Genomic DNA, 21,815 nt, shown 5'->3' with positions numbered 1-21,815 from the left:
GGGTGGAAGATGGGTCTAGCAATGCAGGACCCTTTATCTTCTGTTTGACCATCAAAGTAAAACCTTTACTCGTTCCTCGTAAAGCAATGTTTTTTTGATTTCCGCATCGCTTATGAAAAGGGTTTTCAACGCTTTCGTAAAACAAAAAAATGGCCCAGAAAATCTGAGCCATTTTACTTTGGGTGGAAGATGGGTCTAGCAATGCAGGACCCATTATCTTCTGTTTGACCATCAAAGTAAAACCTTTACTCGTTCCTCGTAAAGCAATGTTTTTTTGATTTCCGTATCGCTTATGAAAAGGGTTTTCAACGCTTTCGTAAAACAAAAAAACCTCCCAGAAAATCTGAGAGGTTTTACTTTGGGTCAAACAAAGGGCTTGGGTCGAACTTTTCAAAGGAATTTGAAGGGCTGATTTCAAGCTCCCATATAATGCAGGATTACGAGCATATTTTGAGATTGATTAAAGGAGGGAATTTCCATAAACTTTGAAATCAATTGTACATTTTCAATGGGATAATTTTAAAAACGCTTTAAATGGAATACCTTTATATCACTAAAATGGGAGTTTGAAAAATTCTATTAAAATACAGTACATACTCAGTATTTCCTTAATTCTTATTACGGCTTTAATTGGATTCTACGCTAGCCCGTATATTGGCTATCGTGTTGTAGCTCTCATTTTATTGCTGGAATTATCAATATTGGCAATGATATATGATATTCTTCCTGTTTTAGTTTCTTCGGTTTTAAGTGCGATCGTTTGGAATTTCTTTTTTATCCCCCCAATATTCAATTTTTCAATAGGAACAACGGAGGATATATTACTTTTTCTAATGTATTTTTTTGTTGCTTTGATCAATACTGTTCTTACTTTCAAAATTAAACAGTATGAGAAAAAAGTACGGGACAGGGTGGAGAGAGAAAAGACTTTAAAACTTTATGATACTATCATAAGTTCTTTATCACATGAACTCCGAACACCAATTGCAGCGATAATCGGTTCGATAGATACGATACAGGAAAACAAGGATAAACTGGATTCAGAAAGTGTTGACGAGCTTCTCACTGAAATTGAAACAGCATCAATAAGGCTGAATGGACAAGTTGAGAATTTATTAAATATGAGTCGATTAGAATCTGGGTTCATAAAAACGAAATCCGATTGGACTGACTTAAACGAAATTGTGTTTTCTGCGATTGATCATTTTTCTGCTATTAAGACACATAAGATACAATTTGAGTCAAATGAAATGTTGCCACTCTATTATGTTGATTATGGATTGATAGAGCAAATCATTTATAATATTGTAAAAAATGCTACCCTTTACACTCCAACAAATACTTCAATCTACATTCGGTTAAATCCCAATCAGGAGGGTTTCACTATAGAAATTGAGGATGAAGGTTCTGGTTTCCCTGTAACGGAATTAGAAAAAGTCTTCGAAAAATTTTATCGCCTACCAAACGCAAAAGCAGGCGGAACTGGTTTGGGATTGTCAATCGTAAAAGGCTTTGTAGAGGCATTAAATGGAGAAGTAAAAATTCAGAACGTAAAAGGTGGGGGTGCGGTATTTACAATTGATATACCTGCAAAGTCATCAACCTTAAATAAAATAATTGATCATGAATAAAGTAGAAATTCTAATTATAGATGATGAGCCTCAGATTCAGAAGCTACTTAAGATCAATCTTGAAAGTAATGATTATTCAGTTAAAACTGCTGATAACGGAAAATCTGGTTTGCTTCAAGCAGCTAATCACCCTCCTCATCTAATTCTCCTCGATATCGGATTGCCAGATGAAAGTGGACATGAAATTTTAAAGAAACTCAGAGAATGGTATTCAAAGCCTATCATAATATTATCAGTGCAGGATAATGAAACTGATATAGTAAGAGCTTTGGATAACGGAGCGACAGATTATTTGTCAAAACCATTCAGGTCAGGAGAGTTATTGGCCAGAATAAGAGCGGCAATAAGAAGAAGTGAAAATTTAGTAAATAAAGAAACCAAAATGGTTTTTGATGAATTAGTTATTGACTTAGCCAAAATGTTTGTCACTTTAAATGATAAGGTTTTGAAACTTACTTCAACTGAGTATAATCTCATATCCTTATTTGCTAAAAATGAAGGGCGCGTGCTAACACATAAATATATTTTAAAGGAAATTTGGGGAGTAGGGTACCAAACTGAAACCCAATATTTACGGGTGTTTGTAGGTCAAATCAGGAAGAAAATTGAATCCAACCCACATCAACCAAAACATATTATAACAGTCAATGGTGTAGGTTATCGATTTCATTAATCTTTATATAATCTTTATATCCGCGTCAACATCTTTACTTTTTACTGATGAATTCTGAACTTACTTTGTTGTATCAAAAACAACAAGATGAGTTTGAAAGAAAAAATCGATAAACTAAAAAAAGAGGTCTATTCCATTATTATCGACAACAATTGGCGAATAACAATAGTTACCCTAGATGGGAAAACCTATTCTGGAGGATTAGTTGGACAAAAGGATTTTAAAGACCCTTCTCAAGCCAAGATTGTTCTTATGAATGACAATTCTAAAGAAGTTTCCATCTACTTCAAGGATATTTCATCAGTAAAAAAATAAAACCCAATGACAACAAATTATGTTTTTTTGTTGTTGATTGGATTGATTCATTTAGCAGCAATAGGTCAATTAGACAGCGTAAAAAATCTCAAAATCGAGGGGTATATTGAAGCCTACTACTCCTATGATTTTTCCAACCCTTCAGATCATGATAGACCAAACTTTTTTTATTCTTATAACAGGCACAATGAGTTTAACTTGAATATTGGAATGATAAAGGCTATTTATAAGAAAAATCGTGTAAAGTCAAACCTAGCTTTTATGACTGGAACATATGCAAAATCAAATTTAGCACATGAACCAATGATTTATCGCAAGATTAATGAAGCCAACCTTAGTGTAAAGCCGTTCAAGAATAGACGCGATTGGATAACCTTAGGAGTGTTCCCTTCTCATATAGGCTTTGAAAGTTCAATTGGTGCGAATTGTTACAATTTAACAAGAAGTATTTCAGCGGAAAACTCACCTTATTATCTGGCAGGACTGAAATATGAAACCACCTCAAAAAATAAAAAATGGTTTTTTGGAGTAACGCTTGCTAATGGCTGGCAACGCATACAGCGATTACAAGGAAATCAACTCATTAGTCTTGGACATCAATTGACTTGTACACCAAATGACCGTTTACTATTCAATAGCAGTTCTTTTATAGGTTCTGAATTTCCAGATAGCACAAGAAGAATGCGTTATTTCCATGATTTCCATACTGAATTGAATCTATCCAAAAAAGTAGATTTAATTCTTGGTTTTGATATCGGTTTAGAGCAAACTGAGGTAAACAGTAACACCTATAGCGTTTGGTACACACCCACTTTGCTAACAAGATTTTCATTAACGAACAAACTCTCCTTATCAACTCGGCTAGAATTTTACGAAGATCGTGATGAAGTCATTATATCAACAATAGATAATCAAGGCTTTGCCACTCTGGGATACTCCCTGAATTTAGATTATTCGATATCAGAGGAGCTACTTTTCAGAATTGAAGCAAGAAATCTAACAGATCGAAGATCGATTTATTTATCCAGAGAAAATCAATTAACTCAACATAATCCTTTTATTACATCATCCTTATCAATCAAATTTTAAATCATGTCATTCATAAAAAAAATACTCAACTCTACTACGCCACAACTGAATATTCTACTTGGATTTTTAGTGTACGTTTTAATTGGTTTTGTACTGCTTGCACTTCCTTTCATGCAAAAAGTGGATGTGCCACTTTTAGATAGCTTATTCATTTCGACTTCTGCCTTATCAACAACTGGACTTGTCACCATAAGTGTTTTTGATAGCTATAATTTTGCTGGACAATTTGTTGTGATGTGCCTTTTTCAAATAGGTGGAATTGGGTACATGACCTTGACAACTTACTTTCTCTTGAAAACCACAAGAACAATATCAAAATGGCATAGTAAAATTATTGGGGCAGAATTCACAATGCCAAAGACGATAAATATTAGAGATTTTCTAAAGTCAGTCATCATTTTTACAATAGTGATGGAAGTTCTAGGTGCTATCGTTTTTTTTATCGCTTTTAAACAAGAAGGCATGGAAACTATGAGTTCTATTTGGAGTTCTGTTTTTCATAGTGTTTCAGCCTTTTGTACTGCAGGCTTCTCGTTAAATAACGATAGCTTTATGATGTTTAAAGATAATGCGTTGGTAAATGTTACGATTTCAGTTCTTGCTATCTCAGGATCACTTGGATTTATTGTAAGTACAGATCTATGGAATAGAATTACTGGAAAGTCAAAGAAAATAACTTTTACCACGAAGATGATCTTTTACAGTTTTATTATTCTGCTTTCAGTAGGAACGATAATCATTTATTTTTCTGAGCCTGCAACTCATTTGAATGGAGAAAGATCTTTACTAACCTCGTTCTTTCAGACTATGACTGCTATGACCACTGTCGGATTTAATACAATTGACATGGGTGCACTTTCAAAACCAATAATAATGCTACTCATTTTTCTCATGTATCTAGGTGCATCTCCGTCAGGAACTGCGGGGGGTATGAAAATCACTACGCTAATTGCCATGATTAGTATTCTTTGGAGCAGGCTTACAGGAAAAAAGAAAATTCATTTTATGAAACGAAAGATACCCTTTGAGAGACTTTATGTTGCAACTTCAACGTTCATTCTATACACAAGTTTAGTATTCTTTATGACATTCTTACTTTGTTTTATTGAACCGCATTCATTGGATAAAATCTTGTTTGAAGTTGCTTCTGCCCTTGGAACGGTTGGCTTAAGCACAGGCATTACTGGAGACTTATCTGAATTAGGAAAAATAATAATTACTTTGATCATGTTTATTGGTAGAGTCGGAGTCTTAACATTTGGATTCGCATTGCTTTCAAGGAAAATTCAAGAAGATCAAGATTTAATTGAAGACGACCTAGCCGTATAATAAAAAAGAGAAAAAATGAAGAAAATATTAATCATAATGTTTCTATCCACATTATTTGTGTCATGCATGGAATCAAATGTTAACAATGACAAAAGCGGAAGTGACAAATTTGAGGCTAAAGAAATCGAATACATTCCAAACAATCAAAGAATGTGGGACACAACCTATGTTGCTATATATTCAGATATCTATACTGAATCTCGAGACATAAAATTTAACTTAACTGCCACTCTGAGTCTAAGAAATACGAGTCAAAGACATAACATTTACATTTCTGATGTCAACTATTTTAATTCCTCTGGAAAACTCGTAAAAGAATTTTTAAATAAACCAATCCTACTAGAACCATTACAGTCTATTGAATATGTGATTGAAAAAAATGATGAAACTGGAGGTACTGGAGCTAACTTCATTATAAATTGGTCTTCTCCGTCTGTTAAAGCAAAGCCAATTATAGAAGCTGTGATGATTTCTACTAGTGGGCAGCAAGGTATTTCATTCAAGACTAAAGGAGTATCAATTAGCGAACATTAACAAACAAAACGGGATTCGAACTTTTCAAGCCTACACAAAACCTTTATTTACAGGTGATTTGATCGGAAGAATAATATTTGAAAGAAGAAATAAGAAGTAATAAAAAAGCCTTGAATTACCAATGAATTCAAGGCTTTTTACTTTTATCGGGTGGAAGATGGGTCTAGCAATGCAGGACCCATTATCTTCTGTTTGACCATCAAAGTAAAACCTTTACTCGTTCCTCGTAAAGCATTGTTTTTTTGATTTCCGTATCGCTTATGAAAAGGGTTTTCAACGCTTTCGTAAAACAAAAAAACCTCCCAGAAAATCTGAGAGGTTTTACTTTGGGTGGAAGACGGGGCTTGGTTCGAACTTTGAAAACGACCATTTAATGGAAGATTACGAGATAATTTTGAGAGTGATAAAAGGTGGTGTTTTGGAGTGAGCAAATTTTACTTGGCGAGGTTTAATATTCTAAAGGAACCTCTTAAAACAACTATAAATACTAAAACACCAATAATTAAATCAGGATAACCAGAATTGAATGTGTTTACCAAAACCCCTGCTAGAATTACACCAGTATTAATAATAACATCATTTGAAGTGAAAATTTTACTTGCCTGCATATGTACTTCCTTACTTTTATCTCGCTGAAGAAGATATAGACAAAGTACATTTGCAATTAATGCAAAAATTGAAACAACAATCATTGTTTTAAAATTGGGCATAATCTCATCTCCTACAAATCGTCTTAAGACTTCAACTATACCAATTACAGCAAGAAATAATTGAAAATAACCTGCTGCCTTGGCAGTTTTCTTTTTCCTAGTAGTAGAACCAGTTACAGCAAGCAAGCTTAATCCATAGACAAACGAATCTGCCAACATATCCAGACTATCAGCCACCAACCCCATAGATTTAGAAAATAATCCAGTGGTCATTTCTATTGAAAAAAAAAGAAAATTAATTCCTAGTACACTCCAAAGTATCCTTTTTTGGTTTAAAGAATCATCAAGTTCAACAGCTTCATCTTTTTCCGTGCTTTCAAGTTGGCTACTCAAATTTAGTTGACTTAATAAATTTTCAATCTCTTTTAAGTCTCCTAAATGAAACACTGTTAAAGTACGATTGGTAATATCAAAATCGAGTTTTTTGATACTATTAACCCCACTTAGTTTCATCCTAATCAACTGCTCCTCAGAAGGACAGTCCATTTTCAATATTGTAAATGTTGATTTATGCATTAGTCATCATCGTCTTCATTGCCAAATGGTTTTATCAATATTCCTGCACTTATTATTATACCATCGGTTGGAGCATAAATTTCTGGAAAAATTGGATTATTTATTGGAGGTAAAACTACAGGACTATATTTACTCTGTCGTCTATCCGTAAAATTCTCAAAATTCGTAAAAACACTTCCCCATTTATAATTTCTCATGAGCATTAATCCCATTGTAAAATAATCTTGCGTTTCTGTACCGTCACTTAAATTTTGTTTTCCTGTGTAATATGTTTCATAACCGATTCTCCATTTCTCACTCTCATACATTAAAACTGTACCCACATTATGTTTTGCGGTTAATGGCTTCTGAGGATTATCGGGCAAATAATTCAATGTTGCATTGATATATGCATAATTTAATATCCACCTAAAATCTTTGAAGGTGAATTTAATATTTGTTTCAGCTCCCTTACTCATGATCACGTCATCTGCATTTTCGTATTGTAAGTAACCATTAGGCGCATTGCTAAGTAATAATCCATTACTTATTGATGTGAGATAAAATAATTGGTTAATTGAAAAGAATAACTCTTCACCGATGCTTGTTTTAAAGTTGAAATCAATATTTCCTCCTAGGGACTTCTCTGCAACTAAACCGCTTTTATTGAGTGGTAATATATTTTGATAATGTATAAGTTCAGCTTCTTCCGTAAATAAATCAGGTATTTTATATCCAAATCCCCCGCCTAATCGACTCGAAAATTTATTTGATACTTTCCATAAAATAGAAAGTTTAGGTAATGGAAAAATACCCCAATCTTCTGAATAATCTAAACGAACTCCAGATTCCATTGCCAATTTCTCGGATAAATCAAATATGTTATTTAGAAAAATTCCAGTTGTTATGTCTTTTTGGTCACGTTCAAGACTATCAGCTAATTCATCAAACGAATTAGTATATAAGTTTGTGCCGAATACCCATTCTGATTTATCATTTTTCGTTTGGTAATTAAGCTCAGAAAATGAATTGATTTGATTTCCGTTGAAAGTAAAATTTGGAATTTGTTGTCTACGTTCAAAGTATGATATACTATTTTTAATGGTTAGTTTTTTTTCATCAGAAAACTTCGTCTCGTAAACAGCTTGTGTGTTAGCTCTCTTAGATTCATTTTGTTCAAAATACTGATTTTCAATACTTGCTCCATCTTCAAGGACAACCATGTCTCCGCCTTTTCTTATGTCGTAAGTTCCATTAACACCAAACCAAAATGTGGTTTTCTCAGATGGATAATAAAACAATTTTGGGTTTAGTGAAATTGTATTGGTCAAAGCTAAGTTACTAAAGCCATCACCATCTGGATCATAAGGATTTTGATAATGTCCAGAAGCATAGATGGTATAACCAATTTTTTCATGTTTTTTACTATAGAATACATTTGCAGTACTACCCAAGGCATGAGTTTGAGTAAGCATTATATCCAATGATGGTTCATCTTCTGGTGTTTTAGATACCATATTAACAAGCCCAGCAATTGCCCCACCTCCATATAAAGTAGATGAGCTTCCTTTTATAATCCCAAATTGTTTTAGGTCGAGCGGAGGGATTTGCATAACACTTAATCCTCCTGAAAAACCGCCATATAATGGAAATCCATCTTTTAATAATTGAGTATATCTTCCATCCAGTCCTTGTATCCTTATGCTCGTATTACCACTATTGATAGAGGTTTGTTGCATCTGTATTCCTGTACTCTCTCTAAGAACCATCGAAATATTAGCAGCGTTCATAACTGCTTTTTCTCCTAGTTCCTCACCACCGATAAATTCAATTCTGGTCGGAATATTTTCAATTGTCCTTGTACTTCTGCCAGCCGTAACAGTAACAGCTTCCAATTCATAATCACTTTCCTCCAGATAAAAAATCAGATCGTTTCTTTCAAGTGGAAATTGTAATGTGGTGTCTATTTGTTCATACCCGACAAATGAAATTCTAAGTTCATGATTCCCATCAGGAATGTCCTTTACTTCAATCTTACCATCAATATCAGAAACTGCGCCCTTTTCTAATATTTGAAAATAAACAGTTACTCCAACAATTGATTCATGGTTTTCCTTATCTAAAATGGTTGCTCTTAGGGAGTTGGTTTGTCCGAATGCAACATTCAGTAAAAAGAAAGTGCTTATCAGCAAATATATTCTTGTCATAACAAATTGATATTATTACGGCAAAGTTAGTTGATACGTACTGCAAGTGGTTTGCAATTATCATTTATTACATTCAGCACATATCCCTTTTACTACCATATTCGCATCGGACATTGAATAATTTTCAGGTAATTGAACCGATGGAATACTTTGTTCGGTTAAACAAATAGTTTTTTTGCAAGCTAGGCAGTGAAAATGATAATGAAGATCTTGTGGTTCACAAATACAACCATCAATGCATTTGGCATACTTTATTGTACCTGAACCATCATCTATTGTATGCAAAATATTATGCTCTACGAATGTTTTAAGGGTTCTATAAAGAGTAGACATATCAGAATGGTCAAAATGACTTTCTAATTGTCTAAGTGAAGTAGCCGTAGATTCGTTAACAAAATACTCCATTACCAACAACCTCATTGCGGTTGGTTTAACTTTCTTTAATAATAATTTTTCTTCAATTAATTGTGATTTCATTTCAATACCATGTGCAACAAAGTTAGTTAACAAAAACTTCTATTTAGGCCTAAATAGTCGAAATAATTCATATTGTATTTAAGTATTTGCTTAAATAATTAAAGCTTTGTAGATTTGTAATATATATTTAAGCAGTGTCTTAAATACATTAAATGTCACAATTATGGAAAGTTGTATTAGAGAGTATGCAGATATTGATCAGTTAAGACAATGCAAAGCTAATATTGAAGAGGTTCAAACTGCCATTCAGAAATTATCGAAAGCATTGAATTTAGCTGGTAATGAAGTTCGGTTAAAGATATTATATCTATTAAACACGGAAAAAGCAATGTGCCCCTGCGATTTGAGTGATGTACTGGAAATGACAGTACCAGCTATTTCTCAGCATCTTCGAAAATTAAAGGATGTCGATATAATCAGAAGTGAAAAAAAAGGGCAAACAATATTCTATTCTCTAAATAATGATGCAGCTCAAGTCATAATCTCATTGTTGGGAAATATTTCTACAAATGAGGCTGTACTAATTAAATAAGACCAATGGAAACTAAAAAAACATCAAATAAATTAATCATAACAGGAGTTATAACCGCTCTAGCTGCATCATTATGCTGTATTACCCCTGTACTTGCGCTGATCGCAGGAGTAAGTGGAGCTACTTCAACCTTCTCTTGGTTAGAACCTGCAAGACCATATTTTATAGGAGCTACAATTTTGGTTTTAGGATTTGCATGGTATCAAAAGTTAAAACCTAGAAAAGTAAATGAAGCTGATTGTGATTGCGAAGAAGATGAAAAACCTTCCTTTTGGCAGTCCAAAAAGTTTTTGGGTATCGTAACGGTGTTTGCTGTATTAATGCTGGCGTTCCCTTATTATTCAGGAATATTTTTTCCTGATAATAGCTCTACAACTACAATAATTGTTCAGGAAAGCGATATTTCAGAAGCCAGTTTAACTGTGGAAGGAATGACATGTACAGGATGTGAACACAGTGTCAATCATGCCCTTACAAGTACTGAGGGTGTAATCGAAGCTTCGTCATCTTATGAAACGGGAATTGCGACAGTTAAATTCGATAAGTCAAAAGTCACAATGGAAGAATTGGTAGATGCAATTGAAAAAGAAACTGGTTATAAGGTTACAGATCAAAAAATCAACCAGGAGCATTAGGAAAAAATATAAAGATTGATGATGAAAAATAAAGAAATAACATTAGAATCAACCATAACATGCCCAAACTGTGGACACAAAAAAACTGAAACAATGCCCACCGACGCATGTTCGTGGTTTTATGAATGTGAAAATTGCAAACAACTTCTCAAACCATTAGAAGGTGACTGTTGTGTTTATTGTTCATATGGATCTGTAGCGTGTCCACCTATACAAGAAAATGGTTCATGTGGAGATAATTGTGGTTGTTAAAGTAGCATTAACCACTTGGGGTTCGAACTTCTAAAAGTCTCTGCAACCCAATGATATAAGTACTTCTAGCTATTTGTCTTCATTTTTTAGAAAAATATTCAAAAACAAAAAAAGCCTTGAATCACCAATGAATTCAAGGCTTTTCGCAATTACCGGGTCAAACATAGGGCTTGGGTCGAACTTTTCCAAAGAATTTGAAGAGTTAATTTCAAGCTCCCACGTAATGCAGGATTACGAGCATATTTTGAGGTTTATTAAGAGTGGGATTTATTAATAATTGTAAGCACAAAATATTTCTTGTAACTTTGCGTTACACTATAGGTGTAAAATGAAAATTAGATTCGGACATAGAATATCAGCTGCACTTCTTGCGGTTTTAATGCTAAGCTCTTCTTTTGGCTTGTCTATGGACGTTCACTTTTGTGGAGGGGAAATTAAAAGCTTCAGTTTTTTCGGACAAGCTGAAAAATGCGAAATGTCTGAAGAAAAAATAGAGAAAAAGTCGACAAAGCACGCCTGTTGTCAGTCTGAAGAGAGTACTAAAATTCAAGAAACTAAGAAATGTAATCATAGCTCTGAGGTAAAAGGCAATTGCTGTCATAATGAAACTTTTAGTATTGATGTTTCTGATTCTTACGAAGGAGATCAGTTCACTTTGAACTTAAATCATACTTTAGTTTTTACTTCTCATAGTTTTAATACTCAATTCACTTTCTCTGATTTCAAAAGTGAATTAGATTACTTCCATTATTATCACCCCCCTCCTTTGGATCAGGACGTTCAGGTTCTGTTTCAAGTCTTTAGGATTTGATTTTATTTTTTGATAACGCTCAGCATCTTATAGATGCTTGGGCTTTTTGTGTTTGTCAAAAAAAATAAAGTCATGTTAAATAATATCATAAAATTTTTCCTTGACAATAAATTAGTAGCATGGATATTACTAGGTTTATTTGTCATTTGGGGTTTAGTTACAGCTCCTTTTAATTTCGATTCTGATTGGTTACCCAGAGATCCCGTTTCTGTGGACGCAATTCCTGATATAGGTGAAAATCAGCAAATAGTTTTCACTCAATGGATGGGGCGATCTCCACAAGATGTAGAAGATCAAATTACTTATCCATTAACTTCTGCTCTATTAGGGATTCCAGGAGTTAAAAGTGTCCGTAGTAATTCAATGTTCGGATTTTCAAGTATTTATTTAATATTTGAAGAGGATATTGAATTCTACTGGAGTCGAAGTAGAATACTAGAAAAACTTAATTCCCTTCCAGCCAATTTGTTACCTGATGGGGTACAGCCTTCTTTGGGTCCTGATGCAACAGCACTGGGTCAAATTTATTGGTACACGTTAGAAGGACGGGATAATAATGGACAACCCACAGGGGGTTGGGATTTACATGAGCTAAGAAGCATCCAAGATTTCTATGTGAAAAATGCCCTGCAATCGTCAGGTGGTGTTTCGGAAGTTGCTTCAATCGGAGGCTTTGTCCAAGAGTATCAAATTGATGTCGATCCAGATAAGATGAAAGCTTATGATGTGAGTCTTGCTCAAGTTATGAAAGCTGCAAAGGAAAGCAACTTGGATATTGGGGCACAGACCCTTGAGATAAATATGGCGGAGTATTTTGTGCGTGGACTGGGGTATGTAAAATCATTGAGCGATATTGAACAGGCTGTTGTTAAGGTCTCTGAAAACGTACCTATAAGAATTAAGGATGTCGCAGTTGTGCATCTTGGACCGAAAACAAGAAGAGGGATTCTTGACAAGTCTGGAGCACCTGCTGTTGGTGGTGTGGTAGTAGCTAGATATGGCGCAAATCCTTTGGAAGTAATAAATAACGTCAAAACCAAAATTCTTGAAATAGAAAATGGTTTACCCTCAAAAACGCTAGATGATGGAACAGTCTCAAAAGTAACTATAGTACCTTTTTATGATAGAACACAATTAATTAATGAAACGATTGGTACTCTGGAGGAAGCATTAACACTAGAAGTACTTATTACAATTATTGTAGTGATTTTGATGCTTTTAAATCTAAAGTCATCCTTACTGATTTCTGCATCACTACCAGTGGCTGTGTTAATGTGCTTTATAGCTATGCGATATACAGGAATTGATGCAAATATAGTTGCACTCTCAGGTATAGCCATTGCGGTTGGTACAATGGTAGATATGGGTATTGTTTTAACGGAGAGTATGATTGCTCAAATGAAAGTAGCACCACCTGAACAGTCTATTCAGAAAACCGTTTACTTGGCTACAACTGATGTAGCATCAGCTGTTATTACAGCTGTAGCAACAACAATTGTTAGTTTTTTACCTGTTTTCACTATGGAAGCAGCTGAGGGCAAGCTTTTCCGTCCTTTGGCATTTACAAAGTCATTCGCTTTACTAGCATCTATCATCTTGGCGATTACCGTTTTGCCTGCACTTGCTACCAAATTGTTCAGTTTTAAAAGTAAAGGAAAAATCTCACAGTATTTCACAAATGGTGGCTTGGTTATTTTATCAATTGTACTGCTTTTTACTGATTATTCTTTCATTGGATTTTTTGGAGTTATCATAGGATTGGGTGGAATAATTACAACATACGCTAAAGTTGAAAAGTCAGAATTATGGAATCTTCGTTTTGAGTATGTGAAAAATATCACCTATGCGATTTTAGTAGCGTGGTTACTAGCCAAAATATGGATGCCTCTCGGTGTCTCGAAAAGCGAATTACAAAACTTTTTCTTCGTAGTAATTGTGATTGGCGTCTTAATAGGATCTTTTTATGTAATCATACATTACTATGAGAAAATATTACGATTCCTTATTAAGATTCGTGCGGTATTCATTGGGTTACTAATTCTCCTTTTATTCGCAGGGTATTCCATCTTCAAAAATACGGGGCAAGAATTTATGCCATCCCTAAACGAAGGGTCTTTCTTGTTAATGCCAACATCTATGCCTCACGCAGGAATGGAGATGAATGAGGCTAATTTGAGGTTGCTCGATATGTCTGTAAACTCTATTCCTGAAGTTGAAATGGTGGTTGGTAAAGCAGGAAGAGTTGAAAGTTCCCTTGATCCTGCTCCAATGTCCATGTACGAAAATATCATTTCATATAAATCTGAATATAAGTTGGATGAGAATGGTCATAAAATTCGATTTAAGGTTGATGAAAATGGGAATTACGTATATGACGAAAAGGATGAATTAATTCCTGATAAAAATGGTCAGTATTTCAGACAATGGAGAGACCATACTCAATCTCCAGACGATATCTGGGAAGAAATTGTAAAAGCTACTAAATTACCCGGTATAACCTCTGCTCCAAAACTACAACCAATTGAGACGAGATTAGTAATGCTCCAAACGGGAATGCGAGCTCCAATGGGAATTAAAGTCAAGGGTAATGATTTAAAAACAATTGAAGAGTTCGGATTGAAGCTGGAAATGTTTTTAAAGGAAGTTGATGGAGTTAAAGCGTCAGCAGTTTTTGCAGAAAGAATTGTGGGTAAACCTTACCTAATGCTTAACATAAACAGAGATGTAATTAGTAAACATGGGTTAAGTATTCAGGAAGTTCAGAATCAAATTCAGGCAGCTATCGGTGGTATGGTTATGACATCTACAGTGGAAGGTAGAGAAAGATATGGAATTCGTGTAAGATACCCCTTGGAACTTAGAAATGATCCTGAAAAAATAAAAAACATTTATGTGACTAGTTCTAATGGGACACAAATTCCACTAGGAGATTTAGTTGAAATTGAATATGAACAAGGTCCACAATCAATAAAAAGTGAAGATGGATTTTTAGTCGGTTATGTACTGTTCGATAAAGAAGATGGGTATTCTGAAGTTGAATTGGTGAATAAAGCTCAGAATTACCTTAATGACAAGATTGAGTCTGGGATTTTGAAAGTACCAAATGGAATTACTTACCAATTTGCAGGAAATTATGAGCAGCAATTAAGGGCAAATAATCGTTTGGGAATTGTTATACCAATAGCTCTCATTTTGATCTTTTTAATCCTTTATTTTCAATTTAAATCGGTTATCACCTCATTATTTGTCTTTTCAGGTGTTTTTGTTGCCTTCTCTGGTGGATTTATTATGATTTGGCTCTATGGGCAAGGATGGTTCATGGACTTTGATTTTTTTGGAGCGAATATGCGTGAACTTTTCCAGATGGATACGATTAATTTGAGCGTAGCAGTTTGGGTAGGTTTTCTTGCTCTATTCGGTATTGCTACAGATGATGGAGTTTTAGTCGCAACATTCCTGAAGGATAGCTTTAAGGACAATAAACCAAAAAACCTAGGTGAGATTGAAAATGCGGTCGTTGAAGGCGGGCTAAGAAGAGTTAAACCTGCAATGATGACGACAGCCACAACAATACTGGCATTACTCCCTGTTCTCACATCTACTGGAAAAGGATCTGACATTATGTTGCCAATGGCAATACCTTCTTTTGGGGGGATGGTGTTAAATATGATAACCATGTTCACTGTACCTGTACTTTATTACACTTGGAAGGCAGGAGCATATAAATGGGGTGGAAATCGAAAAAAAAAAATAAACAATGAGAATTATGAAGAATACATATAAAATCATACTCACATTTACCCTCACTTTGTTATTTCAATTTGGAGTAAATGCTCAAACTCTGGATTCTTTATTTCAATTGGCAGTTGAAAATAATTCAGAGTTAAAGGCAGTTAATTCAGAGTTTCAATCAATTTTACTGAAACAAGACCAAGTGAGTCAATTGCCTAATCCTCAAATTGGGGTTGGAGTGCCAATTCTTCGTCCTGAAACTCGGTTGGGACCTCAAGTAATGATGGTGAGTGCAACACAAATGTTTCCGTGGTTTGGAACTTTTGACGCAAAAAAAGAGGTTGTTCTACAAATGTCTAAAGTAAAATATGAAGAACTATCAGCTATTAAGCTTGATTTGTTCTATCAAATTAAGGTAGCATATTTTAAAATTCAATTTTTATCTCAAAAAGAACACCTCTATGAAGAGGCTATCTCGAATTATAAAACAATCGAGTCTATTGCCTTAGCTAAAGTTGAATCAGGTCAAGCAACATTAGCAGACGTTTTACGAATTCAAACAAAAGTTGAAGAATACACTAATTTAATGAAGCAAATTGAAAATGAGAAGACGGGTTTATATAGTCAAATAAATAATATCACTAATCAACCATTAGATCAGGAGGTGATAATAAAAGATAGTCTTGATTCCGATTTGATTTCTTATGATTTAGAAAGTTATCGGATTAAAATAGAGAATCATCATCCACTACTAAATAAATTGAATTATCAAATTGCTGCTTCTGAAAGTAGAATTATTGAAGATCAGAAAAATAATCTACCTACAATTGGAATTGGGGTTGACTACAGTTTAGTAAATCAAAGAACGGATGCAGATCCACTAAATAATGGGAGAGATATTTTAGTTCCTAAGGTTATGGTCAGTATTCCAATTTACCGAAAAAGTTATACCAGTTCAGTTAAAGAAGAGCAGTTATATCAGGAGTCAATTAACTTTCGAAAAGAGAACCTAACAGACCAAATGATAAGCAATATTATTTCTTATAAGGCTGAATATGACAATGCTAAATTGAACTTTGACCTTGCAAAATCACAGATAGAAAAAATTTCCAGTGCGTATGAGATTCTATTGGGTAGTTATAGTGCAGATGGTAAAAAGATTGAAGAGTTATTATCTACTCAAAATGAATTAATAAATCTTAAACTGAAATCAGATTTCAGTGAATTAAACATGGCTATTTCAAAAGCTAAAATTGAACGATTAACTAATTATTAATCACTAATAAATAAAATAATGAAACATACATATAAAATATCGGGAATGACCTGCGGTGGTTGTAAGAGTCATGTCGAGAAAACACTCAAATCACATGAGTCAATAAAAGAAGTAAAAATAGACTTAGAATCAGGTAAAGCTGACATAGAATTTGATAAGCATGTCAACTTTGAAGAGTTAAAGAAGCTTTTTGAAGGATCAAACTATATGATTCATACAATGGATGAAAAGGTTGTACAAAAAAGTAAACCTGACCCCATAAAAGGAGCTAAGTATTATTGTCCTATGCATTGCGAAGGTAATAAGACGTATGACGAACCTAGGGATTGTCCTGTGTGTGGAATGGATTTAGTCCCTGAAGCTAAGCTCAAAACAAGTTCGCAAAAATATACTTGTCCAATGCACCCAGAAGTAGTTAAAGACGAAATGGGATCATGCCCAAAATGTGGAATGGATCTCGTTCCAATGGAAGCTGATGAAAGTGCTGAAGAAAAACAGTACAAGAGATTGCTTAAAAAGTTTTGGATTGCAGTAGCCTTTACATTGCCCATTTTTATCATTGCCATGTCAGAGATGATTCCAAATAATCCTTTATATGACTTGCTAGCTATGAAGGATTGGAATTGGGTTCAGTTAATCTTATCTATACCTGTGGTATTCTATGCTACTTGGATGTTTTTTAGACGAGCATATAGTTCTATTCGAACAATGAATCTGAATATGTTTACCTTAATTGGTATAGGAGCAGGTGCAGCTTGGCTATTTAGTTTGGGAGCAATATTATTTCCATCAATCTTCCCAGAAGATTTTAAAACAGAATCAGGAACCGTTCATGTGTATTTTGAGGCTGCAACTGTAATCTTAACGCTTGTCTTACTAGGACAACTATTAGAGGCAAAAGCTCATAGCAAGACAAATAATGCGGTAAAAGAGTTATTAAAATTAGCTCCTAACAAAGCGATTAAAATTGTTAATGGGGAAGAACAGGAAATTTCCATAGACGATATTAAAGTTGGTGATTTATTAAGGGTTAAACCGGGAGACAAAATTCCTGTGGATGGTAAAATTGAAGATGGGGAAAGCTCTATTGATGAGTCAATGATAACGGGAGAGCCAATTCCTGTTGACAAATCAAAAGGAGATACTGTAACATCAGGAACTATTAATGGAAATCAATCCTTTGTAATGAAAGCCGAAAAAATTGGTTCAGATACATTACTTTCTCAGATTATCCACATGGTTAATGATGCAAGCAGAAGTAGAGCTCCTATACAAAAGCTAGCGGATAAAATTTCAAGCTACTTCGTTCCAGCAGTGATATTAGTTTCTGTTTTAACATTTATTGCTTGGTATATTTTTGGTCCATCTCCTCAATTAGTATTTGCTTTTGTTAATGCCATAGCCGTTTTAATAATTGCTTGTCCATGTGCATTAGGTTTGGCTACACCTATGTCTGTAATGGTTGGCGTTGGAAAGGGAGCGCAAGAAGGTGTTCTTATTAAAAATGCTGAATCATTGGAAAAAATGAACAAGATTGATGTGTTAATTATAGATAAAACAGGAACAGTTACAGAGGGTAAACCATCAGTTGAAGAAGTAAAATCATACGCAAACTTCAGTGCGGACGAATTAACGGTACTAGTAGCTTCTGTGAATAATCAAAGTGAACACCCTTTAGCAGAAGCTACGGTGAAGTTTGCTAAAAACAAGGAACTAAAACTGAAAGAGATTGAAGCTTTTAATTCAATTACTGGCAAGGGGGTTGAAGCTAAGATTGAAGGAAAAAGGGTTTTAGTAGGTAATGATAAATTGATGATAGATAATAACATTACTCTTTCATCTGAGCTTAAAGATGAATCGCAAAAGGTAAAATCAAAAGGTAAAACCGTTCCTTATATTGCTGTTGAAAATGAGGTTGTTGGTTTTGTGGTTATTTCAGATGCGATAAAATCAACCAGTAAAAAAGCGATTCACCAATTGCACAGTATGGGTGTTGAAGTTATTATGATGACAGGAGACAACCAACATACAGCAAAAGCAGTAGCAGAAGAATTAAAACTTGATAATTATGTTGCAGATTGTCTTCCTGAGGATAAGCTTAATAAGGTAAAAGAATTACAAGGAAATGGGAAGATAGTTGCTATGGCAGGTGATGGCATAAATGATGCTCCTGCTTTAGCACTAGCCAATGTTGGTATTGCAATGGGAACAGGAACGGATGTTGCTATTGAAAGCTCAGAGATAACACTAGTAAAAGGAGACCTACATGGTATTGTAAAGGCACGAAACCTTAGTCATAAAGTAATGCGAAATATCAAGCAAAACTTATTTTTTGCTCTAGCCTACAATACTCTGGGAATTCCAATTGCAGCAGGCTTATTGTATCCAGTTTTTGGAACGTTACTTTCTCCAATGATTGCTGCACTTGCAATGAGCTTTAGCTCTGTGTCAGTGATTGCAAATGCACTTAGATTAAGAACTCAAAACATAAAATAAATTGAGATGAAATGAGCCATGAAAAGATTGTTCTCTCTTTTGAAACGGAAAGTTTAATTGGCGAATTCCATCTGACAGATAAAATATAAATTGTTACCAGATGAAAAAGTATTTAATATATACAAGCTTCTTGTTAGCAGGTCTGCTTTTAGGGTGGCTAATTTTTAGCAACTCTTCGAATAATGAGACTGAAACTGAACATAAGCATAGTGAAAGTGAGGAACAAATTTGGACGTGTTCTATGCACCCTCAAATACGGCAACCTGAACCTGGAGACTGTCCTATTTGTGGAATGGATTTAATTCCATTAGAGGAGAATTCTAACGAAAACCCTTTAGTATTTTCCATGTCTGATGAAGCCGTTAAAATTGCGAATATTCAAACTACGAAAATTGGAGAAACGGGGAATTCAGAAAATGGGATTGCATTATCTGGGAAAATCAAACCTGATGAAACTGCCTCTTCAAGTGTTGTTACTCATGTTTCGGGAAGAATAGAAAAGCTCTATGTATCCTATACTGGACAATCAGTAGCTAAAGGGCAAAAGGTAGCTGAAATTTATTCGCCTCAACTGATTTCTGGCCAAAAAGAATTGATAGAAGCAAACAAAGTTAAATCCAGTAATCCAAGTTTATATAATGCAGCCTATAACAAGCTTAAAAATTGGAAATTAAATGATAATCAAATTGAATCAATTCTAAAAAGCGAATCAATTATTGAAACATTTAGCATCTATGCTCAATTCTCTGGAGTTATAAAGACGAAGAAAGTATCCGTAGGTGATTATCTAAAGGAAGGTGAGGTATTATTTGATTTACAGAGTCTTTCTAAAGTTTGGGCGGTGTTTGATGTTTATGAAACAGATCTAGCAAATGTAAAAATTGGTGATCCCGTAGAATTTACTACAACTAGTTACCCAGATGAAAAGTTCACAGCAAAAGTTAATTTTATTGATCCCCTGATCAATCCTTCAACAAGAACGATTTCTGTTCGGGCAAATATTCAAAATAACAATTCAAAATTAAAGCCAGACATGTTTATAAATGGATGGGTTAAAGGCTCACCAAATCAAAAAGCAACCTTACTTGTACCTAAATCAGCAGTATTATGGACAGGTAAGAGATCTGTTGTGTACTTAAAACTGCCCAATCAGACAGTTCCTTCTTTTGAATATAGAAATATTGAAATCGGTGAAGCTATTGGAGATTCTTACAAAGTGATTTCTGGTTTAGAATCAGGCGATGAAGTTGTTACAAATGGTGCTTTTGTAATTGATGCTTCCGCTCAATTGAATAATCAATCTAGTATGATGAATCAGAATTTGGTGAACCCAAACGATAACTCCACATCATCCGAAATTCCAGATTATGTAGATCAAACTGATGAAAAATTTAAAGTTCAATTAAACGAATTACTTTCCACTTATTACAATTTAAAAGATGCTTTTGTAAATGATAAAGCAGATTTAGCCAATTCAGAAGCTAAAAACCTATTAAAATCATTAGAAAAAGTAGAAATGAAATTGTTAAAGGGTGATGCTCATATGTATTGGATGACGCAAAAAAACAATATTCAATTAAGTGGAGAAAAAATCGCCAATTCAAATGATATTAATGAACAAAGAAATCAATTTATATCTATGTCAAACGCTATGATTAATAGTGTCAAGGCTTTTGGAGTAAGCAATGTGTCGTACGAACAGTATTGTCCGATGGCTGATGATAATGGGGCATATTGGTTGAGTGAATCTAACAAAGTTTTGAATCCATACTTCGGATCCAGTATGTTGAATTGTGGAGAAATTAAAAATGAAATAAAGTAAAAACATAAAATAAAACAAAATGAAAAAGTCAATTTTAAAAATGATTACCCCTGCTATTGTTGGGGTTTCACTATTTACTAGTTGCGGAAATGCCCAAGATACCAACGGGGAACTTTCTAAAACTGAATTTAAAGTTTACGGTAACTGCGGAATGTGTGAAAAAACTATCGAAGGGTCATTGAATGGTCAAGAAGGAATAGGAGAAGCAGATTGGGACAAAGGAACTAAAATGATTTCTGTTACTTACGATCCATCAATAATGAATGAAGATAAGATTAAGAAGAAAATTGCTGGAGTTGGTTACGATACAGAATCCCATAGAGCCGAGGATGAAGTTTATAATTCGTTACCCGGCTGTTGTCAATATGATAGACCGTAATTTATAAAACCCTTTGTTAAACAGCAAAGGGTTTTTTATGTCTTCAAGTTTATTCCCTCTCCTAATTTCATTATCAAACCAATTCCCGTAAAAAAAGCTGTAGCAAGCCAACTATCCTGCTTTTTCACATCCAGTTCATGTCCTTCTTGATTTCTAATTTCCTTGAGACCTTTTGCAAAATGAAATTCATCTGTACCAATAAGTTTTTGATTTTTGGCGTATTCTAAATAATCATTGAAAACGGGATTTCTCTTTTTCCCTTTATTCTTTGATTTTACTAATTCTTTAAACTCTCCATTTTGGGAATATTTTTCCTCTAATAAATTTTCTACAATTGTAGCAAGAGAAAATGCGGCTTTTGTAGGTTGTTTAGCTTCTATTAAAGCCATTGCAGCTGTTAATTCATTAGATACTTTTTTG

20 protein-coding genes are annotated in these 21,815 nt (G+C 34.2%); 15 read left to right on the top strand and 5 right to left on the bottom strand.

Features of this window, described 5'->3' with window-relative positions:
- A partial coding sequence (locus A8143_RS17140) for a hypothetical protein (protein WP_217494815.1) occupies positions 1-394 on the bottom strand: 394 nt, incomplete at its 3' end.
- A gap of 172 nt (positions 395-566) precedes the next feature.
- Between A8143_RS17140 and A8143_RS13990 the strand changes: the two genes are divergently transcribed.
- The 6 genes from A8143_RS13990 to A8143_RS13965 all read left to right on the top strand — a co-directional run bounded on the left by A8143_RS13990 (position 567) and on the right by A8143_RS13965 (position 5,571).
- Positions 567-1,631 (top strand): ATP-binding protein, encoded by a 1,065-nt coding sequence (locus A8143_RS13990; RefSeq protein ID WP_217494814.1) that lies wholly within the window; start codon positions 567-569, stop codon positions 1,629-1,631.
- Complete coding sequence (locus tag A8143_RS13985; RefSeq protein WP_066759415.1) at positions 1,624-2,304, top strand: response regulator; 681 nt, start codon at positions 1,624-1,626, stop codon at positions 2,302-2,304. Before A8143_RS13990 ends, A8143_RS13985 begins: the two co-directional genes overlap by 8 nt.
- An 87-nt stretch (positions 2,305-2,391) precedes the next feature.
- On the top strand, positions 2,392-2,619 hold the full coding sequence (locus tag A8143_RS13980) for a hypothetical protein (RefSeq protein ID WP_066759413.1): 228 nt from the start codon (positions 2,392-2,394) through the stop codon (positions 2,617-2,619).
- Between the two features lie 6 nt (positions 2,620-2,625).
- On the top strand, positions 2,626-3,708 hold the full coding sequence (locus A8143_RS13975) for a porin (protein WP_066759411.1): 1,083 nt from the start codon (positions 2,626-2,628) through the stop codon (positions 3,706-3,708).
- Between the two features lie 3 nt (positions 3,709-3,711).
- A complete protein-coding gene (locus A8143_RS13970) occupies positions 3,712-5,037 on the top strand; it encodes a TrkH family potassium uptake protein (protein WP_066759409.1) in 1,326 nt (441 codons plus the stop codon).
- 15 nt (positions 5,038-5,052) lie between these two features.
- On the top strand, positions 5,053-5,571 hold the full coding sequence (locus A8143_RS13965; RefSeq protein WP_066759407.1) for a DUF3124 domain-containing protein: 519 nt from the start codon (positions 5,053-5,055) through the stop codon (positions 5,569-5,571).
- Positions 5,572-6,005: 434 nt separating this feature from the next.
- Here the strand turns inward: A8143_RS13965 and A8143_RS13955 are convergent, their stop codons facing one another.
- The 3 genes from A8143_RS13955 to A8143_RS13945 are packed head-to-tail and all read right to left on the bottom strand — an operon-like array spanning position 6,006 to position 9,493.
- Positions 6,006-6,797, bottom strand: a complete 792-nt coding sequence (locus tag A8143_RS13955) for a cation transporter (RefSeq protein WP_066759401.1) — start codon at positions 6,795-6,797, stop codon at positions 6,006-6,008.
- The gene (locus A8143_RS13950; protein WP_066759399.1) at positions 6,797-8,983 is read right to left on the bottom strand and encodes a TonB-dependent receptor; all 2,187 of its coding nucleotides are present in this window, start codon (positions 8,981-8,983) and stop codon (positions 6,797-6,799) included. Before A8143_RS13950 ends, A8143_RS13955 begins: the two co-directional genes overlap by 1 nt.
- Before the next feature lie 60 nt (positions 8,984-9,043).
- Positions 9,044-9,493 (bottom strand): Fur family transcriptional regulator, encoded by a 450-nt coding sequence (locus A8143_RS13945; protein ID WP_245676516.1) that lies wholly within the window; start codon positions 9,491-9,493, stop codon positions 9,044-9,046.
- A 130-nt stretch (positions 9,494-9,623) separates the two neighbouring features.
- Here A8143_RS13945 and A8143_RS13940 point away from each other — a divergent pair, with 130 nt between their 5' ends.
- The 9 genes from A8143_RS13940 to A8143_RS13905 all read left to right on the top strand — a co-directional run bounded on the left by A8143_RS13940 (position 9,624) and on the right by A8143_RS13905 (position 21,395).
- Positions 9,624-9,992 carry an ArsR/SmtB family transcription factor gene (locus A8143_RS13940; protein ID WP_066759395.1) on the top strand — a complete coding sequence of 123 codons (369 nt, stop codon included), beginning with the start codon at positions 9,624-9,626 and terminating at the stop codon, positions 9,990-9,992.
- A gap of 5 nt (positions 9,993-9,997) precedes the next feature.
- A complete protein-coding gene (gene merTP / locus A8143_RS13935; RefSeq protein ID WP_066759393.1) occupies positions 9,998-10,627 on the top strand; it encodes a mercuric transport protein MerTP in 630 nt (209 codons plus the stop codon).
- 18 nt (positions 10,628-10,645) lie between these two features.
- Complete coding sequence (locus tag A8143_RS16710; protein WP_245676515.1) at positions 10,646-10,879, top strand: GDCCVxC domain-containing (seleno)protein; 234 nt, start codon at positions 10,646-10,648, stop codon at positions 10,877-10,879.
- 328 nt (positions 10,880-11,207) lie between these two features.
- The gene (locus tag A8143_RS13930; RefSeq protein ID WP_066759392.1) at positions 11,208-11,690 is read left to right on the top strand and encodes an HYC_CC_PP family protein; all 483 of its coding nucleotides are present in this window, start codon (positions 11,208-11,210) and stop codon (positions 11,688-11,690) included.
- Between the two features lie 72 nt (positions 11,691-11,762).
- Entirely contained in the window at positions 11,763-15,473 is a 3,711-nt protein-coding gene (locus A8143_RS13925; protein WP_066759420.1) for an efflux RND transporter permease subunit, read from the top strand.
- On the top strand, positions 15,457-16,698 hold the full coding sequence (locus A8143_RS13920) for a TolC family protein (protein ID WP_175437549.1): 1,242 nt from the start codon (positions 15,457-15,459) through the stop codon (positions 16,696-16,698). The genes A8143_RS13925 and A8143_RS13920 overlap by 17 nt, the downstream gene beginning before the upstream one ends.
- Before the next feature lie 18 nt (positions 16,699-16,716).
- The gene (locus A8143_RS13915; protein ID WP_066759389.1) at positions 16,717-19,194 is read left to right on the top strand and encodes a heavy metal translocating P-type ATPase; all 2,478 of its coding nucleotides are present in this window, start codon (positions 16,717-16,719) and stop codon (positions 19,192-19,194) included.
- Positions 19,195-19,294: 100 nt separating this feature from the next.
- Positions 19,295-21,016: an efflux RND transporter periplasmic adaptor subunit gene (locus A8143_RS13910; protein WP_066759388.1), complete on the top strand. Its 1,722-nt coding sequence runs from the start codon at positions 19,295-19,297 to the stop codon at positions 21,014-21,016.
- Positions 21,017-21,035: 19 nt separating this feature from the next.
- Positions 21,036-21,395 (top strand): heavy-metal-associated domain-containing protein, encoded by a 360-nt coding sequence (locus A8143_RS13905; RefSeq protein ID WP_066759386.1) that lies wholly within the window; start codon positions 21,036-21,038, stop codon positions 21,393-21,395.
- 35 nt (positions 21,396-21,430) lie between these two features.
- Here A8143_RS13905 and A8143_RS13900 read toward each other — a convergent pair.
- Positions 21,431-21,815: hypothetical protein (locus A8143_RS13900; protein ID WP_217494813.1), on the bottom strand; the 385-nt coding region annotated here is incomplete at its 5' end.

The organism is Crocinitomix algicola, from assembly GCF_001661595.2.
Classification (GTDB): Bacteria; Bacteroidota; Bacteroidia; order Flavobacteriales_D; family Crocinitomicaceae; genus Crocinitomix; species Crocinitomix algicola.
Note: the sequence above shows the minus strand (reverse complement) of the source record. Positions and strands in the feature narration are given on the sequence as shown.

Coding starts and splice junctions, on each gene's coding strand:
- A8143_RS13950 (WP_066759399.1), bottom strand. CDS start 8,983: ATGACAAGAATATATTTGCTGATAAGCACTTTCTTTTTACTGAATGTT.
- A8143_RS13940 (WP_066759395.1), top strand. CDS start 9,624: ATGGAAAGTTGTATTAGAGAGTATGCAGATATTGATCAGTTAAGACAA.
- A8143_RS13985 (WP_066759415.1), top strand. CDS start 1,624: ATGAATAAAGTAGAAATTCTAATTATAGATGATGAGCCTCAGATTCAG.
- A8143_RS13925 (WP_066759420.1), top strand. CDS start 11,763: ATGTTAAATAATATCATAAAATTTTTCCTTGACAATAAATTAGTAGCA.
- A8143_RS13975 (WP_066759411.1), top strand. CDS start 2,626: ATGACAACAAATTATGTTTTTTTGTTGTTGATTGGATTGATTCATTTA.
- A8143_RS13915 (WP_066759389.1), top strand. CDS start 16,717: ATGAAACATACATATAAAATATCGGGAATGACCTGCGGTGGTTGTAAG.
- A8143_RS16710 (WP_245676515.1), top strand. CDS start 10,646: ATGATGAAAAATAAAGAAATAACATTAGAATCAACCATAACATGCCCA.
- A8143_RS13905 (WP_066759386.1), top strand. CDS start 21,036: ATGAAAAAGTCAATTTTAAAAATGATTACCCCTGCTATTGTTGGGGTT.
- A8143_RS13920 (WP_175437549.1), top strand. CDS start 15,457: ATGAAGAATACATATAAAATCATACTCACATTTACCCTCACTTTGTTA.
- A8143_RS13955 (WP_066759401.1), bottom strand. CDS start 6,797: ATGCATAAATCAACATTTACAATATTGAAAATGGACTGTCCTTCTGAG.
- A8143_RS13980 (WP_066759413.1), top strand. CDS start 2,392: ATGAGTTTGAAAGAAAAAATCGATAAACTAAAAAAAGAGGTCTATTCC.
- A8143_RS13970 (WP_066759409.1), top strand. CDS start 3,712: ATGTCATTCATAAAAAAAATACTCAACTCTACTACGCCACAACTGAAT.
- A8143_RS13930 (WP_066759392.1), top strand. CDS start 11,208: ATGAAAATTAGATTCGGACATAGAATATCAGCTGCACTTCTTGCGGTT.
- merTP (WP_066759393.1), top strand. CDS start 9,998: ATGGAAACTAAAAAAACATCAAATAAATTAATCATAACAGGAGTTATA.
- A8143_RS13965 (WP_066759407.1), top strand. CDS start 5,053: ATGAAGAAAATATTAATCATAATGTTTCTATCCACATTATTTGTGTCA.
- A8143_RS13910 (WP_066759388.1), top strand. CDS start 19,295: ATGAAAAAGTATTTAATATATACAAGCTTCTTGTTAGCAGGTCTGCTT.